Raw genomic sequence first — 16,547 nt, 5'->3', positions numbered from 1 at the left:
GAGTGATGCAGGTCACATTTATGACGGGGTGACAGGGGCGTTTTAAGTGATTTATATCACAAAATAAGGGTCATACAGGAAAGTTATGACCACTTTCTGACCGTTTCTTTTTACTTTAAGTGATATTTATCACACTTTTATCATACTGCTTTGTTTATAAAATGTGATTAAAGTCACAACTTAATTTAATAAAAAACGGGCCAGATCACATTTTGATCTGGCCCGTTTTTATGAAGCGTAAGCGCGTGGTGAAGTGATTATGAGGTGGACAGTCGCTAATCTGTCCGTGTGAAATTTATTGTTCCGTGCCCTGAACGGCATTCTTGGCCTGAGTCAGTGCCTGGACATTCGCTGATAAACTGGTCATCAGGCTGTTGTACTGGGTAGCCTGTTCCTGAGTAGGGAACTGGACTCCGCCATTATTAAAACTGACGCGTGTCCCCTGTGCCTGAAGAAATTCACCAGTTTTAACCGCATCCTGACTAAGCGCCTGGAGTTTAGGTAACAATGGGATCAACTGAGCGGCAGGCTGAGTGACGACCTTGTCATAGGCGGTATCGAAAACCTTTTTCAGATCGTCAGACTGTTTCAGACCGGCTTTGCTCTTATCCGCCTGCATTTTGGCGCTTTCGAGTTGTTGGGTGGCGACGGTCAGGGCGCTGGTGGCCTGAGCCAGAGAATCCCGGCGACTCAGGTAGTCCTGCGGCACGCGAATAGCAGAAAGCTCATCCACGACCGGGCGCATGCCCTGATCGACCGTCTTATTCACCTGTTGTGAGAAACCATACAAAATCGCGTAATCCCCAGCAAAGGGACCAAAACTCTGTTTCTGGTTTTCACTCAGACTCGGCAGATGTTCACCGCTACGCATAACGGTATTTTGCATGAAATCGATAAACGCTTTGCGTTGTTCGCCTTCTTTATCACCACACGCGGTGAGTTGCAGAACGATAAGCACGCCAGCCAGCATAATGCCGCTGCGTGCCAGGACGCGGGAAATTCCTGAAGCCATGGGTTCAACTCCTGTCAGTAAAACTGGCTGATGTCCGGGTAAGCAGTGGCCTAAAGAATAGAACAAACGTTAATGGCCACACAATGTGAAAGCGCGCTGTCAGGCCATTATGGGTAAGAAAAAAGAGGTTAAACGTAAAATCAGGGCCTCATCCGTTTACAAAGCCTGTTAAAGAGCAGTGAAAAGGCTTTTTTCCATACCCGATAAGGGGCGGCTCGTGCTGTAAAGGCAGTAAGAATAAACCCGGATCGGGGCCTGTTCAGACGCCCTTTGTTAAGCCTGCCCGGACCGCGCTCACTGCCTGAGCATCCCGTACCGGGTGCAGGCTGTATTAACAACTATCCTCTAAATGCCCTTTCATTGTTCAGTTGCCTTAAAGTAGTGCAACCCGTTGCTCTGGCTCGCTATGGGAAGGGCCTGTCCAAATGACAGAGCAGGATTAATCGTACTGGTGATTGCCTGATAACCGTTATGTCTTTGGGCGCTGGCGGCACGACAGCCACGGCATCGCCAGTGCGTAGCTTGATAAATTGCTGGTACTGACCGTTTTGTTGTAGAAAATCGAAAGATCTGGCGCATATTTTGCAAATTCTTTTGTTGTAAGCGCGTGCGGGGTTCTGACGATTTATTCACCGAAAAGGGTGAAGAAAAAAAGATCGGAACGCGAAGTGGATGCCGTATCAACAAAATCAATTGCATCAAACGGTTAGGGTTTTTAGCCTTTTTTCAGAATTGTAAAGTTAAAAAAAATGTTTAATTTGCACTGCAAATTGTCAGGTCTCTATCCATACTTAGTCTCCCGGCATATGTTGCATTGCGTTGTCATGTTTAAGCAGCGGTGCAGTACAGGCTGTGTCCCATAAGATTTTCATCATAAATACAAACTCTTATGGGATGCAGCTTGCTTAGTCCGGTTTCTGAACCTGATTTCAGGTTCGTGTACCTTCTTTCACGTGATTCATAGTGAGTTTTAAGGAGTTCTCTATGGAGTTAAAAGATCCTATGTTTGAATTGCTCAGCAGCCTTGAGCAGATTGTTTTGACACGTGATAACAGCCCTGTTGCGCTGCAAACTCAGCGTCAACCTGCAATGCCAGAGCCGCAACGTCTGCGCGAAATGGCGGGAATGCAGGTCGATGAGTTTGCAAAAATCATGGGTGTTAGCGTTTCTTCGGTTAAAAGTTGGGAAGCACAGCGTACGCGCCCTTCAGCAACGGCACAGAAATTGATGAAATTACTTCACGCCAATCCGTATCTTGGACGTCAGCTGCTTGATTAAGTTTTAAAACCCACCCGTTTACAGGTGAGGCCGGTCACAAGGGTGGCCGGCTGTTTAGCCTCCAGCACACAACGCCATCCGTATTTCCTGCCAGTGTCTTATCAGGCAAGCTTCGGTAACACGTCCAGTACGTTACCTACCCAGCAGACAATCACAACGACACCAAAAATGATGACCATGGCGGGAATGATTCTGCCACCCCACACGGTAAAAATTTGGTCGGGAAAGCGTCTCCGGGACTGTATTGCCAGTAGGGCAGGCACAATGACGGCCCACACCGTTGCGCATAAGCCTGCGCCGCCAATGCCATAGAGAAAGCCATTTGGAAAGATCAGGTACAAAAGGCTGGGGGGAAGAAAGGTGAGCAGCACCGTTTTGCCTCGCCCAACGGCGGTATTTTCTATGTTAAACAAGTCCGCCAGATAATCGAATAACCCCAACGTGACGCCAAAAAAAGAGCTGGCAACGGCAAGATTAGAAAAAACCAGCAGGAAAAAGGCAATAACTCTGTCGGGATGGGTGCCCATAAACGACTTCACCAGGGCGTCAACATTGCCCCCCGACGCAATAATGCCTTTAAAACTTTCGCGCGGGATATTGCCCATAGTGCAATACAACCAGAAAAGATAGACAAACAGCGCCAGTAAGGAGCCCAGAACCAGGCTTTTCACCAGCTTGTCTTTCTGCTTGCCATAACAAATTATCAGGCTGGGAATATTGCCATGAAAACCAAATGAAGCAAGGCAGACAGGGATAGCCATAAAGATACAGGCGAAGTAAGAATGCGTGTCACTGAGGCTGCTGGCATCGCTGAGAATGGCATAGTCAACGTCAAAAAATAATGAACCGAAAACAATGATAAAGGCGAGGATTTTAACGCCGAGAAAGAGGGATGTAATCCGGCTTGTTGCCAGTGAGCTTATCCACAGCACGCCAGCAACACCTGCCGCGGTGCCGATGCCAACGACGCGGGCAGGCAAAGTCAGGCCCGTGTGAGCGGACAGCGTTTCGCTGATAATCGCACCATTGGCTGAGATATAGGCGTACGTCAGAATATACAGCACAAACGCAACGGTAATGCCGCTAACTACATTCCATTTTTGACCCAGCAGATCTTTGGTTAATGTATTAAAGCTTGAGCCTGGTGGGTAATTTAAATTGGCCTCCAGCAATAACAGACCGGAATGCAGCATGGAAAACCAGGCGATCACCAGGATAAAAGTGCCCCAGAAAAACCAGGCGCCAGCCAGATCGACGGGCAGTGCAAACATGCCGCCACCGATGACCGTGCCGGCAATAACCATCACGCCCCAAAAAGCGGAATGTTTTTGATGTGGATGATCGTCCATGGTGTCCTCTCAATACGGTATCTCATGTTTATCATTTTTATTGTTGTGAGGTTAACAGAGCGATGCGGCAGAGCGGCTGTCGCTGACAGCCGCTCACTTTACAGGTATGACGGTTAAATCTCTTTAAGTTTTGCAGTGAAGTGGCGCAATACCTCAGGCTCATAGATGAAGGTTAAGCCTTTTATGTTGGCCGCATTCTCTTTCACATGTCCGAATGCTTCAATGATGAAATCCATGTGCGTTTGCGTGTAGGTGGCCCTGGGAAGGGTCAGACGCAGCAATTCAGCCGGGCAGGGCAACTGTTTACCCGTTTTCGGATCGCGACCTAACAAAAATGATCCAATCTCTACCGCCCGAATGCCTGCCACCTTATACAGCTCACAGGCCAGGGCCTGAGCCGGAAACTGATCGGCGGGAATATGAGGCAATAATTTACCGGCGTCGACAAAAGCAGCGTGCCCTCCAGCCTGCTGACAGGTCACACCTGTGGATTCCAGCCCGTCTACCAGGTACTGAATCTGGCTGATGCGATAGGCCAGCCAGTCCTGACGCATCCCGTCGTAAAGCCCTACTGACAGCCGTTCCATCGCACCGCCTTCTAAGCCGCCATAGGTGGGAAAACCTTCCTGCACGACGCACAGTGTTCGGCAATCTGTATAGACGTCAAAGAAGCGGTCGTCCTTGAAGGAGAGCAAGCCGCCCATTGGCACCATGGCATCTTTTTTGGCCGACATCGCCAGCATGTCGGCATATTGATAGCTTTCCCGGGTAATCGCGTCGATTGTCCAGCCCTGGTACTCTTTTTCACGTTGCTGGATGAAGTAGGCATTTTCAGCGAAACGGGCTGAATCCATGACCACAGGAATGTCATATTGCTTTGCGATTTGGTACATGGCTTTTAAGTTGGCCAGGGAGACAGGTTGCCCTCCAGCAGAGTTGCAGGTGATCGTCGCCACAATGTAAGGCACGTGACGGGCACCCACTTCCTTTATACCGTCTTCCAGACGTTGCAGGTCGAAATTGCCTTTAAAATCATGACGTACTGCGGTATCGAAAGCCTCTTTGATATAAACGTTTCGGACAGTGCAGCCGTTAATCTGGCTATGTCCTTGCGTGGTGTCGAAGAAGTAGTTAGAAAAAGCCACCATTTTGGTTCTGTCGAGGCCTTTTTCCTTTTCACGTTTTTTAATTAATACCGGGATATAAATTTGCTCTGCACCACGGCCCTGATGAGTCGGAATGGTATATTCATACCCAAAGATGGCTTTCACGGCATCGGCTAATGCATAGTAACTGCGGCTTCCACTGTATGATTCGTCGCCCCGCATCATGGCGGCCTGCATGTTTTGTGTCACTGCGCCGGTGCCGCTGTCCGTGAGGAGATCAATAAAAACGTCTTCACTGTCCAGTAAAAAGGGATTCATACCCGCTTTTATTATTGCCGCCTCGCGATATTCGCGGGTCGTCCGTTTAACGGGTTCAATAACACGAATGCGAAAAGGTTCCGGTAAATGTTTAAAGTTATTCATTGCTCTTCCTTTTATTCAGGCATGCCGGTGCCGTGACTTTTGCAAATAAATAAAAATCAGGCGTGGCCATTCTTTTAAATTTAAATGTCCATGAATTTCGCTGAGACGGCAGGGTACGTAGCCTGTAAAAAGAGCGAGAAAAGCGATGCAACAGGACGACACTATTTATGCAGTCTTAATGAAATCAGGATGCGCGTGCGTGCACCCGCGACACCGGAGGTATAAGCCAGCGAGTGCTCAGAACGGTAAAAGGAAAGGATTAAGGGCGATGATTGACGATAATATTGTCAAGGTTAAACCATTTAGATAACAGGGCAGGATTGTTTAAGATAATCATAATGTTTCAACTCTCATTAAACATCATATTACCCTATTCTATTATCTTTATAAGTCCATCGTTTTTGTAGGCTATCGTGATTATTATCACAGTAATAAAAGTGTGCTCGTTAAAGGTAAATTATTACTGATTTAACCTGGATTTGGATCTCTTTCAAAAGCCTATTGCTGGCCCTGTCGTCGTTATTATTACACCGTTACGTTTCCACGGCGTCTGCCATCAGGAAAAAACAGCGGCGTACTCGCAGCACAGGGATTCGGATGACAGGCCCGGTGACACATTTCGGGAACCGGAACAGCCAGCGCTGCGTTCAGATTCGACTATGGCTGGCGTTTACCTGCTGTGAGAAAGATACTCAGTCAGCGTCAACGTAACCCGCCGTACCGCGCTGCCTGCTTTATAAACCAGTTCTCGGGCACGCTGTACGGTGCCTGACTTAGCTGTGCAATGCCCTTTTCAATATTTGTCGAGGCCTGATGCCAGAGTACTTCACTGCCTTCTTTGAGCAGGCCAATCTGAATTTTCTTTTCAATCAGGTAAACGCGGGCGAAGTGCGGATCGAAGCGGACGATGGCCCGTGTGTTATCAATAATATCGGCCAGCTTAATAGTTTGCGCTTCAGGACTGGCCTGGGCAGTATGACGGAAATGCGCCATTTTTCTGGCAGCCCGATTTTTTGCCTGCGTGGGCGCGGTATCGGTCAGCATTTCAACCAGTCGGACCACTTCCGGGCCGAAATGATTTTCAATATCGTTGAGTGTCGTCGCCGTATCTTCTACAGTATCGTGCAGCCAGGCAGCGGCCAGCATAACCGGGTCATCGGTTACGCTTCTGACCAACTCCACCACGGCTGTCGGATGAACAATATAGGGCTCATCGGTATATTTACGCCGCTGTCCTGATTCAGCATGGACCTGCGTGGCATAGCGTCGTGCCTGTTCTTCCAAAGAATCCTGCATGCACTACCCCCGGCTGTCATAAATTGCTTGCAATTAACTAGTGTGCTATCTATATTACTTCCATGAACAGTTATCAAGATGACAAAAAAGTGAAAGCAGCGCCACTGTTGCTCGATCAGCAACTTTGCTTCGCACTTTATTCCGCCAATCTGGCGATGCATAAAGTCTATCGCAAGTTACTTAGCCAGATGGATATTACCTATCCGCAATATCTGGTCATGCTGGTGCTGTGGCAACAGGATTCACTCACGGTGTCAGAAATAGGCGAACGGCTTTTTCTGGATTCAGCGACGCTGACGCCGCTGTTGAAACGTCTGGAAAATGCGGGCTTAATCAACCGTCAGCGTTCCCGTCAGGATGAACGTCAGGTGGTGGTCAGCTTAACGGATGCCGGGTGGGCTTTACGTCAGCAGGCTGAAAGTATTCCTGATGACATTCAGTGTGCGTCAGACTGTAGCGAGGACGAGATGTATGCGCTTAAGCTACAGCTCAACCAGTTACGTGACAAACTGATGGCTCCGCGCTAAATTTTCTAATGAGTACAGGCAGTAAATTAACCTTCACTGTTCGACTACGTTGTGATGAGTAGCGAGCGATTAAATAGTGCAATGGAGAAAAGCGATGTCTTTAGAACAAGTGGTTTACCGTGCAAAAGCTAAAGCTACCGGTGGTCGTGATGGCCGCGCAACGTCTTCTGACGGCGTGCTGGATGTCAAACTGGGTGTGCCAAAAGAGATGGGCGGCGCAGGTGGCGAAGTCACTAACCCAGAGCAGCTTTTTGCAGCGGGATACTCAGCTTGCTTCCTGGGTGCGATGAAATTTGTTGCTGGCCGCGACAAGATTGCGATGCCAAAAGATGCATGGATTGAAGGTGAAGTCGGAATTGGTCCAATCCCAAATGGTTTTGGTATCGAAGCGACGCTGAATATCCACTTGCCTGACATGGATGAAGCAGAAGCACAGAAGCTGGTTGATGCCGCGCACATCGTGTGTCCTTACTCAAATGCCACACGTAACAATATTGACGTAACACTGAACATTATTCGCTAAGCGATCAAGGGCCTGGTTCCAGGCCCTTCCTTACTTTCTCTTCTGGCCCACTTCCCGGATCGTGCTGAACAGGATTATTTTCTGGTTTATAGCGTGGCCGCGTGCTTAACTGTGCCGCTTTATATCAGGGCATGTCAAAACGCTCAGAATTCTCTTCTTATTTAACCGGCTTGCTTAATTCGCGAACTCTGCAGAAATATGGCAGTCAGATTAACGTTTGGTTAAGCGCTTAGTCCGGGGAAACTCCATTTTTCATGAATTATATAAAATCATTAACACAGCAAAAGCTGTCGCTCTTGCTGGCTTTGTATCTCGGTATCCTGCTGAATTTGCCGATTTTTTATCGCCGCTTTGCGGGACTGTTGACAACCTCAACTGTGACAGCCTGGCTCACCGCGCTTACAGAGGTTGTGGCTATCGTACTGTTAACGTTTTTCCTGATGCGGCTGTTATCGCTGGGTGGAAGAGTGTTTTACCGTATTCTGGCCACGTTGATCGTGCTGATTTCTGTCGCCGCCGCCTATTACATGGCCTTTTTTAATGTGGTTATCGGCTATGGCATTGTTGCATCCGTGATGACAACCGATACCGATTTGTCTAAAGAGGTCGTGGGCTATCACTTCATTTTGTGGATGGTCCTGGCCAGTGCGCTGCCGTTGTTCTTCATCTGGCGTAACAGTCTTAGCATGACACTCAATGAGCAACTGCGCACACCAGGACAGCGTCTTAAGCCGACGCTTATCCTGCTGGCTTGCGTCGCCCTCGTCTGGCTGCCCATCCGCTACCTTGATAAGTTGCAAAAAAACAATGAGGAAGTGACCAATATCGATCTGCCCAGTTATGGCGGCGTAGTTGCGCACTCTTATTTACCCTCTAACTGGCTGGCCGCGCTGGGCCTGTTTACCTGGACGAAAGTCGACGAAACGCTGGAAAACCATGAACTGCTGGATCCTGCCCAAAAGTTTACCTATGTTGCGCCGCCGGGCTTAGATGATACTTACGTTGTGTTTGTTATCGGCGAAACCACGCGCTGGGACCATATGGGGTTGCTGGGCTACGAGCGTAATACCACGCCGAAGCTTTCTCAGGAGAAGAATCTGGTCGCATTCCGCGGTGAATCCTGTGATACCGCGACCAAGCTGTCTTTACGTTGTATGTTTGTACGTGAAGGCGGCACCATGGATAATCCTGGCCGGACGTTAAAAGAGCAAAATGTTTTCGCGGTAATGAAAGAGCTAGGCTTCACCTCAGAGCTGTTTGCGATGCAGAGTGAAGTCTGGTTCTACGATAACATCAACGCTAATAACTTCTCTTTCCGTGAGCAGATCGGTTCAGAACCACGCAATCAGGGCAAGTCAGTGGATGATATGCTGCTTGTACCTGAGCTGCAGGCATCATTGCAGCGTTATCCAAAAGGTAAGCATCTGGTTGTGTTGCATACCAAAGGTTCCCATTACCTCTATTCGCAACGGTATCCGCGCAGTTTTGCGCGTTACCAGCCTGAATGCATGGGCGTGGATGAAACCTGTAGCAAAGCGCAGTTGATTAATGCCTATGATAATTCGGTACTCTACGTCGACAGCATGCTGGACAGCGTATTGGATCAGCTGCGTGATAAGAAAGCGATTGTTTTCTATGCCTCTGATCATGGTGAATCGATTAGCGACAATATGCATTTGCACGGCACGCCGCGTGAGATGGCACCACCAGAGCAGTTCCGCGTGCCGATGATGGTCTGGGCATCGGACAAATACCTGGCGGACTCTACGAATCGCGAAAACTTTGAACGACTGCAGGCGCAACAGCGTACGGGCAAAACCCATCGTCATGTTGAGCTGTTTGATACGATTCTGGGCTGCCTGGGTTATACCTCGCCCGATGGTGGAATTAAGCAGGCGAACAACTGGTGTCAGGCGCCAGCCAGAACGGCGACTAAAGCGCTGTAATCACACAGGGATTTTGGATTGATAACGCCGAGAAGCCGCTGACCGCCTGCTTTCCAGGCGATTGGCCTTAAAAGCGCAAAAAGCGGTTGACGCTTATCAGGGGGAGCAGTAACATGCGCCCCCATCGGCGAGTAGCGCAGCTTGGTAGCGCAACTGGTTTGGGACCAGTGGGTCGGAGGTTCGAATCCTCTCTCGCCGACCATATTTAAGAAACCTGTCTGCAAAGACAGGTTTTTTTTCGCCTGAATAAAAGAGGATGAGAACCTCCGGAGGCGGTTTGCGCCGGGCGAAGCGAGACAACGTTGCGAACGCAACGGCCTGAAGAGGGCTTACGCAGTAAGCCTAATCCTCTCTCGCCGACCCTGTTTAAGCAACCTGTCTGCAAAGACAGGTTTTTTCGCCTCAATAAAAGCGGGGGAGAACCGCCGAAGGCAGCTTGCGCCGTGCATGCGCAGGGTTTCGTTAATAAAGGGGCCGTCTTTACTCTTTCTGTTTAGTTTTTAACCCAATGATAAAACAGCTTTTTTGCTGCGGCCTGACATAGTCATCGTCATCTGTGTTTGTGACGGAGCTTATGACGTGTTGTGAAAATTACGTCATCACAGCAAGCCTTTATGGGTTTGTTATTAGAAAATCTCATGTCAGTAATTTTGTGAAAAACCAATAACACATCCTTGCCGCGCAATTTCATGGCAGACCGCTATTTTGCCGTCTCAAGGCGATGCAGGCCTTGTTGTCTGAGGGATGCTGGCAGGCGAAATATAAGTTTTGGTTATGCTGTAAAAAAGCAAAATGTTAAATTTTTGCGAGAAAATATCAGCATTTTCCGCTGTATGAACGTCATAACGCACAGGGAATCGTTCAGATATCCAACATTTGGCGCTAAATGATGTACGATTTTATTTAGTGGTAATGACTGCTTAACGATGACTGTGGTAGCAGAATGCGCGGAAATAAAGCCACGCCACTGTGCAATATAGGGCGTTAGCGCGCGCAGGGTTTTTTTTATCGTTGCTTGCTATTCCTCACACTCTGTGTAAATAACTAACCGTTGTATTGACGTTCTTTGCAACTGTTGACAAATTGATGCGTCAATAACGGTGCAGATACAGATTTTTCTGATGGGTACTTATCAATCAGCATTATCAAAACAAAATATCTCACTCTTATCACCCGCTCAGGGTGGACCGCCTGAACCGCATAAAAAAACCAGAGGTCGGGCAATGCACACAACAACACATCACAATGGAGCAAAAGCATGATCAACTCCCTGGCCAAATCCAGGATGCTGAAGGTCGGTCTGAGCCTCGTCGCCATGACCGTAGCCGCAGGTGTTCAGGCGAAAACCCTGGTTTATTGTTCTGAAGGTTCTCCGGAAGGGTTTAACCCGCAACTCTTTACGTCGGGTACGACATACGATGCCAGCTCTGTTCCAATCTATAACCGTCTGGTTGAATTCAAAACGGGTACGACCGAACTGGTACCCGGACTGGCTGAAAAGTGGGACGTCAGCGCTGATGGCAAAACGTATACCTTCCATTTACGCAACGGCGTGAAATGGCAAACGACTAAAGATTTCAAACCTACGCGTGAATTTAACGCGGATGACGTCGTGTTTTCTTTTGAGCGTCAGTTAGACAAAAACAACAAGTACCACAACGTCTCTGGCGGCAGCTACGAGTACTTTGAAGGTATGGATATGCCAAAGCTGATCAGCAAAATCGAAAAAGTAGACGATCATACCGTTCGCTTTGTGCTGACGCGTCCTGAAGCGCCTTTCCTGGCTGATCTGGGCATGGATTTCGCCTCCATCATGTCCAAAGAATACGCTGACAACATGCTGAAAGCCGGCACGCCTGAAAAAATTGACCTGAATCCAGTGGGCACCGGGCCGTTTGTGCTTCAGCAGTACCAGAAAGACTCACGTATCCTGTACAAAGCCAACCCGGATTACTGGGGAACCAAGCCAAAAATCGATCGTCTGGTTTTCTCGATTACCCCCGATGCGTCAGTACGTTACGCCAAGCTGCAGAAAGGCGAATGTCAGATCATGCCGTATCCGAATCCGGCTGATATCGCCAGCATGAAGAAAGACAGCAAAATTAACCTGATGGAGCAGCCAGGTCTGAACGTCGGTTACCTGTCATTCAACACCGAGAAAAAACCGCTGGATAACGTGAAAGTGCGTCAGGCACTGACCATGGCGGTAAACAAGAAAGCCATCATTGATGCGGTTTATCAGGGCGCCGGCCAGCCAGCGAAGAACCTGATTCCACCGACAATGTGGAGCTATAACAACGATGTTAAAGACTATGCCTACGATCCAGAGAAAGCCAAAGCGTTGCTGAAAGAAGCCGGTATGCCGGATGGTTTCTCTATCGATCTGTGGGCAATGCCGGTTCAGCGTCCTTATAACCCGAACGCGCGCCGTATGGCAGAGATGATTCAGGCTGACTGGGCGAAAATTGGCGTGAAAGCCAAGATTGTCACCTATGAATGGGGCGAGTACCTGAAACGTGCCAAAGCGGGTGAGCACCAGACGGTCATGATGGGCTGGACTGGCGATAATGGGGATCCCGATAACTTCTTCGCAACGCTGTTCAGCTGTGCGGCGGCGAAAGACGGCTCTAACTATTCGCGCTGGTGCTACAAGCCGTTTGAAGATTTGATTCAGCCAGCACGTGCGGAATCCGATCACAACAAACGTATTGAGTACTACAAGCAGGCTCAGGTTGTCATGCATGACCAGGCGCCTGCGCTGATCATCGCTCACTCAACCGTTTATGAGCCTGTAAGCAAGAAAGTTACTGGTTATGTCGTTGATCCATTAGGTAAACATCACTTCGATACCGTCGATATTCAGGAATAACCTTTCGGATTACTGCAGTCAGGGCCGGTTTTACCGGCCCTCAGGCGACCGTGTCAGGTCGCCTGTTATCTGCTCTTTTTTTCCGGCTAATTACTTTTACAAAAAGAAGCGCTTCCTGCGTCGTGTTCTGCTGTCGCGGGATGCGGTTAATGAGCAATGTTATCTCTGGCCAGGGCCAGAGGAAAACGACTGAGAATTACGCCTATGCTGCAGTTCATACTCCGGCGTCTGGGGCTTGTCATCCCAACGTTCATCGGTATTACATTATTGACCTTCGCGTTTGTGCATATGATCCCGGGCGATCCGGTGCTGATCATGGCAGGTGAGCGCGGTATCTCCCCCGAGCGCCATGCTGAGTTAATGGCGATGATGGGGCTCGATCAGCCGCTGTGGAAACAGTATCTGCACTATATCAACGGTGTGCTGCACGGTGATTTAGGTATTTCACTGAAGAGCCGCATTCCTGTATGGACTGAATTCGTCCCGCGCTTTAAAGCCACCCTGGAACTGGGGATCTGCGCCATGATGTTTGCCGTCGCCGTGGGGATTCCGGTTGGCGTTCTGGCCGCAGTAAAACGTGGTTCTGTATTCGATCACACCGCGGTCGGGATTTCCCTGACCGGCTACTCGATGCCGATTTTCTGGTGGGGCATCATGTTGATTATGCTGGTGTCGGTCCAGCTCAATCTCACACCGGTTTCAGGTCGCGTGGCAGATACGGTGTTTCTGGACGACAGCCATCCGTTGACCGGTTTTATGCTGATTGACACGTTCATCTGGGGAGAGCCTGGCGACTTCAAAGATGCCGTCATGCATATGATTCTGCCCGCGATTGTGCTGGGCACCATTCCGCTTGCCGTCATCGTGCGCATGACGCGCTCTTCTATGCTGGAAGTGCTGGGTGAAGACTATATCCGCACCGCCCGGGCGAAAGGCCTGACGCGTATGCGCGTTATCGTCGTTCACGCTCTGCGTAATGCGATGTTGCCGGTTGTGACGGTCATCGGTTTGCAGGTGGGCACCTTGCTGGCAGGGGCCATCCTGACCGAAACCATCTTCTCCTGGCCGGGTTTGGGGCGCTGGCTGATCGAAGCGCTGCAACGCCGTGATTATCCGGTCGTGCAGGGCGGTGTGCTACTGACGGCTATCCTGATTATCCTGGTCAACCTGTTGGTTGATCTGCTGTATGGCGTGGTGAACCCGCGCATACGTCATAAGAAATAAGGGGGCATCATGTCTGTCGTTGATCCCGCGAGTGTGAATGTCGCACCTAAGCCGATGACCCCGATTCAGGAGTTCTGGCACTACTTTAAACGTAACAAAGGCGCGGTTATCGGGCTGGTTTACATCATTCTGATGCTGTTGATTGCCATTTTTGCCGAGGTGCTGGCACCGCACGGCCCGGCGGAGCAGTTCCGTGATGCCCTGCTGCATCCACCTGTGTGGCAGGAGGGAGGAAGCTGGAGCTATATCCTGGGCACCGACGATGTGGGGCGCGATATCCTCTCGCGTTTGATGTACGGCGCACGCCTTTCCTTGCTGGTGGGCTGCATGGTCGTTGTGTTGTCGCTGATTTTTGGCGTGATTTTTGGCCTGCTGGCGGGCTATATCGGTGGAGCGGTTGATGCCACGATTATGCGTCTGGTCGACATTATGCTGGCGCTGCCTAGCCTGCTGTTAGCCCTTGTTCTGGTCGCCATTTTTGGTCCGTCGATCGTCAATGCTTCTATTGCTCTGACCTTTGTCGCGCTGCCGCACTATATCCGTCTGACACGCGCGGCGGTACTGGTTGAGGTCAATCGTGACTATGTGACGGCCTCAGGTGTCGCCGGTGCCGGTATGCTGCGTCAGATGTTTGTGAACATTCTGCCTAACTGCCTGGCCCCGTTAATTGTTCAGGCCTCGTTAGGGTTTTCCAACGCCATTCTTGATATGGCGGCGTTGGGCTTTCTCGGTATGGGTGCGCAACCGCCAACGCCGGAGTGGGGCACTATGCTCTCCGACGTATTGCAGTACGCGCAAAGTGCCTGGTGGGTGGTGACGTTCCCCGGATTAGTCATTCTGCTGACCGTGCTGGCATTTAACCTGATGGGCGATGGTTTGCGTGATGCACTCGACCCGAAACTCAAGCAGTAAAGAGGCACCGAGATGGCGTTATTAAATGTAGATAAGTTATCGGTGCATTTCGGCGACGATAAGGCACCGTTCCGCGCAGTAGACCGCATCAGTTATCAGGTTGAACAGGGCCAGGTGGTGGGCATTGTCGGTGAGTCGGGTTCGGGTAAATCCGTCAGTTCTCTGGCTATCATGGGGTTGATCGATTTCCCCGGTAAGGTGATGGCGGAAAAACTCGAATTCAACCAACGCGATCTAAAGCGTATCTCTGAAAAAGAGCGCCGTCAGCTGGTGGGCGCCGAAGTGGCCATGATTTTTCAGGATCCGATGACCAGCCTGAACCCCTGCTATACCGTGGGTTACCAAATCATGGAAGCCATTAAGGTCCATCAGGGCGGTAATAAAAGTACCCGCCGCCAGCGGGCGATTGATCTACTGAATCAGGTGGGGATTCCCGATCCGGCCTCGCGGCTGGATGTGTATCCGCATCAACTGTCTGGTGGGATGAGCCAGCGCGTGATGATCGCGATGGCGATCGCCTGTCGTCCAAAGCTGCTGATTGCCGATGAACCGACGACCGCGCTGGACGTGACGATTCAGGCGCAGATCATTGAACTGCTGCTGGACCTGCAAAAGCAGGAAAACATGGCGCTGATACTGATCACACACGACCTGGCACTGGTGGCAGAAGCGGCCCACCATATCATTGTGATGTATGCCGGCCAGGTAGTAGAGAGCGGCAAGGCGTCCGATATCTTTAAAGCCCCCCGTCATCCTTACACGCAGGCGTTATTGCGTGCGCTGCCAGAATTCGCGGCCGATAAAGCACGCCTGGCCTCATTGCCGGGGGTAGTGCCAGGCAAATACGATCGTCCAATGGGCTGTCTGCTGAATCCACGCTGCCCTTATGCTAACGATCGCTGCCGTAAAGAAGAACCTGAACTGCGGACGATTCCGGGACGTCAGTCCAAATGTCACTATCCGCTGGACGATGCCGGGAGACCAACCTATGAGTCCTGAGAAAACGAAGCACGACTATCTGCTGCAGGCTATTGACCTGAAAAAACACTATCCGGTGAAAAAAGGCTTATTTGGTCAGGAGCGGCTGGTCAAAGCGCTGGATGGTGTCTCTTTTAACCTGGAGCGCGGAAAAACACTGGCCGTGGTGGGGGAGTCAGGCTGCGGCAAATCCACGTTAGGCCGTTTACTGACTATGATTGAAACGCCGACGGAAGGGCAGCTTTACTGGCATGGTCAGGATTTATTAAAACACGATCCGCAGGCGCAAAAGCTGCGTCGACAGAAAATTCAGATCGTGTTTCAAAATCCCTATGGTTCGCTAAACCCGCGTAAAAAAGTCAGCCAGATTCTGGAAGAGCCGCTGATCATTAACACTTCGCTCACTAAAGCCGAGCGGCGTGAAAAAACGCTGGAAATGATGGCCAAAGTCGGTCTGAAAACCGAGCACTATGACCGTTATCCCCATATGTTTTCCGGAGGACAACGTCAGCGTATTGCGATTGCGCGTGGCCTGATGCTCGATCCGGATGTCTTAATCGCAGATGAACCGGTTTCGGCATTGGACGTGTCAGTGCGTGCGCAGGTGCTTAACCTGATGATGGATCTGCAGCAAGACATGGGGCTGTCTTATGTCTTCATCTCTCACGATCTGTCGGTGGTTGAACACATTGCAGATGACGTGATGGTGATGTACCTGGGACGCTGCGTTGAAAAGGGCAGTAAAGAGGCGATTTTTGCTCATCCCCGCCATCCTTACACCCAGGCGCTTCTGTCGGCCACGCCACGTCTGAATCCTGACGATCGTCGTGAACGTATCAAGCTGACCGGTGAACTCCCCAGCCCGCTCAATCCGCCTCCGGGTTGCGCGTTCAATGCGCGCTGCCGTCGCCGTTTTGGCACCTGTGTTCAGTTGCAGCCGAAACTGAAACAGTACGGTGAGCAGCAGATAGCCTGTTTTGCGGTTGATCAGGATGAAAACCAACTGATTGCGTCAGGTGATGTGACGCGCTAGAGATGTCCTGTCAGGCGGAATCCTTGTAGGTAAACGACAGGTGATTCCGCTTGACTGTAGAAGCCCGCAAC

At 50.3% G+C, this 16,547-nt stretch carries 14 protein-coding genes, 1 tRNA gene and 1 other RNA gene; 11 read left to right on the top strand and 5 right to left on the bottom strand.

The features are described from left to right. Positions 1 to 295: 295 nt before the first annotated feature. Positions 296 to 1,012 (bottom strand): DUF3053 domain-containing protein, encoded by a 717-nt coding sequence (locus C1N59_RS20205; protein WP_394550129.1) that lies wholly within the window; start codon positions 1,010 to 1,012, stop codon positions 296 to 298. 984 nt (positions 1,013 to 1,996) lie between these two features. On the opposite strand from C1N59_RS20205, the gene C1N59_RS20200 reads away from it, so the two are divergent. After that, positions 1,997 to 2,290 carry an HTH-type transcriptional regulator gene (locus C1N59_RS20200; RefSeq protein ID WP_006121400.1) on the top strand — a complete coding sequence of 98 codons (294 nt, stop codon included), beginning with the start codon at positions 1,997 to 1,999 and terminating at the stop codon, positions 2,288 to 2,290. 101 nt (positions 2,291 to 2,391) lie between these two features. On the opposite strand, the gene tnaB is transcribed toward C1N59_RS20200, so the two are convergent. From tnaB to C1N59_RS20180, 4 genes are all read right to left on the bottom strand, one after another. After that, positions 2,392 to 3,639, bottom strand: a complete 1,248-nt coding sequence (gene tnaB, locus C1N59_RS20195; protein ID WP_394550128.1) for a low affinity tryptophan permease TnaB — start codon at positions 3,637 to 3,639, stop codon at positions 2,392 to 2,394. A 113-nt stretch (positions 3,640 to 3,752) separates the two neighbouring features. Next, entirely contained in the window at positions 3,753 to 5,168 is a 1,416-nt protein-coding gene (gene tnaA / locus C1N59_RS20190) for a tryptophanase (RefSeq protein WP_205950894.1), read from the bottom strand. Positions 5,169 to 5,427: 259 nt separating this feature from the next. Then, positions 5,428 to 5,505, bottom strand: a complete 78-nt coding sequence (tnaC, locus tag C1N59_RS20185) for a tryptophanase leader peptide (RefSeq protein WP_071988795.1) — start codon at positions 5,503 to 5,505, stop codon at positions 5,428 to 5,430. Positions 5,506 to 5,870: 365 nt separating this feature from the next. Further along, positions 5,871 to 6,464, bottom strand: coding sequence for an HD domain-containing protein (locus tag C1N59_RS20180; protein WP_283788335.1), 594 nt, complete (start codon positions 6,462 to 6,464; stop codon positions 5,871 to 5,873). A gap of 62 nt (positions 6,465 to 6,526) precedes the next feature. Here C1N59_RS20180 and C1N59_RS20175 point away from each other — a divergent pair, with 62 nt between their 5' ends. From C1N59_RS20175 to dppF, 10 genes are all read left to right on the top strand, one after another. After that, positions 6,527 to 6,991, top strand: a complete 465-nt coding sequence (locus C1N59_RS20175; protein WP_033737315.1) for a MarR family winged helix-turn-helix transcriptional regulator — start codon at positions 6,527 to 6,529, stop codon at positions 6,989 to 6,991. 94 nt (positions 6,992 to 7,085) lie between these two features. Then, a complete protein-coding gene (locus tag C1N59_RS20170; RefSeq protein WP_006121405.1) occupies positions 7,086 to 7,514 on the top strand; it encodes an organic hydroperoxide resistance protein in 429 nt (142 codons plus the stop codon). Between the two features lie 254 nt (positions 7,515 to 7,768). After that, on the top strand, positions 7,769 to 9,460 hold the full coding sequence (eptB, locus tag C1N59_RS20165) for a kdo(2)-lipid A phosphoethanolamine 7''-transferase (protein ID WP_006121406.1): 1,692 nt from the start codon (positions 7,769 to 7,771) through the stop codon (positions 9,458 to 9,460). A 125-nt stretch (positions 9,461 to 9,585) separates the two neighbouring features. Further along, a tRNA-Pro gene (locus C1N59_RS20160) sits at positions 9,586 to 9,662 on the top strand. Between the two features lie 33 nt (positions 9,663 to 9,695). Then, positions 9,696 to 9,823: non-coding RNA, RtT sRNA (locus C1N59_RS20155), on the top strand. Positions 9,824 to 10,718: 895 nt separating this feature from the next. Then, a complete protein-coding gene (gene dppA, locus C1N59_RS20150) occupies positions 10,719 to 12,329 on the top strand; it encodes a dipeptide ABC transporter periplasmic-binding protein DppA (protein ID WP_006121407.1) in 1,611 nt (536 codons plus the stop codon). 204 nt (positions 12,330 to 12,533) lie between these two features. Then, a complete protein-coding gene (gene dppB, locus C1N59_RS20145) occupies positions 12,534 to 13,553 on the top strand; it encodes a dipeptide ABC transporter permease DppB (protein ID WP_033737316.1) in 1,020 nt (339 codons plus the stop codon). A 9-nt stretch (positions 13,554 to 13,562) separates the two neighbouring features. Next, entirely contained in the window at positions 13,563 to 14,465 is a 903-nt protein-coding gene (dppC, locus tag C1N59_RS20140; RefSeq protein ID WP_006121409.1) for a dipeptide ABC transporter permease DppC, read from the top strand. A 12-nt stretch (positions 14,466 to 14,477) separates the two neighbouring features. Next, positions 14,478 to 15,464 carry a dipeptide ABC transporter ATP-binding protein gene (dppD, locus tag C1N59_RS20135; protein ID WP_006121410.1) on the top strand — a complete coding sequence of 329 codons (987 nt, stop codon included), beginning with the start codon at positions 14,478 to 14,480 and terminating at the stop codon, positions 15,462 to 15,464. Then, complete coding sequence (gene dppF / locus C1N59_RS20130) at positions 15,454 to 16,476, top strand: dipeptide ABC transporter ATP-binding subunit DppF (protein ID WP_033737317.1); 1,023 nt, start codon at positions 15,454 to 15,456, stop codon at positions 16,474 to 16,476. The genes dppD and dppF overlap by 11 nt, the downstream gene beginning before the upstream one ends. Positions 16,477 to 16,547: the final 71 nt, after the last annotated feature.

The sequence above is a fragment of the Pantoea sp. SGAir0183 genome, assembly GCF_043545505.1.
Note: the sequence above shows the minus strand (reverse complement) of the source record. Positions and strands in the feature narration are given on the sequence as shown.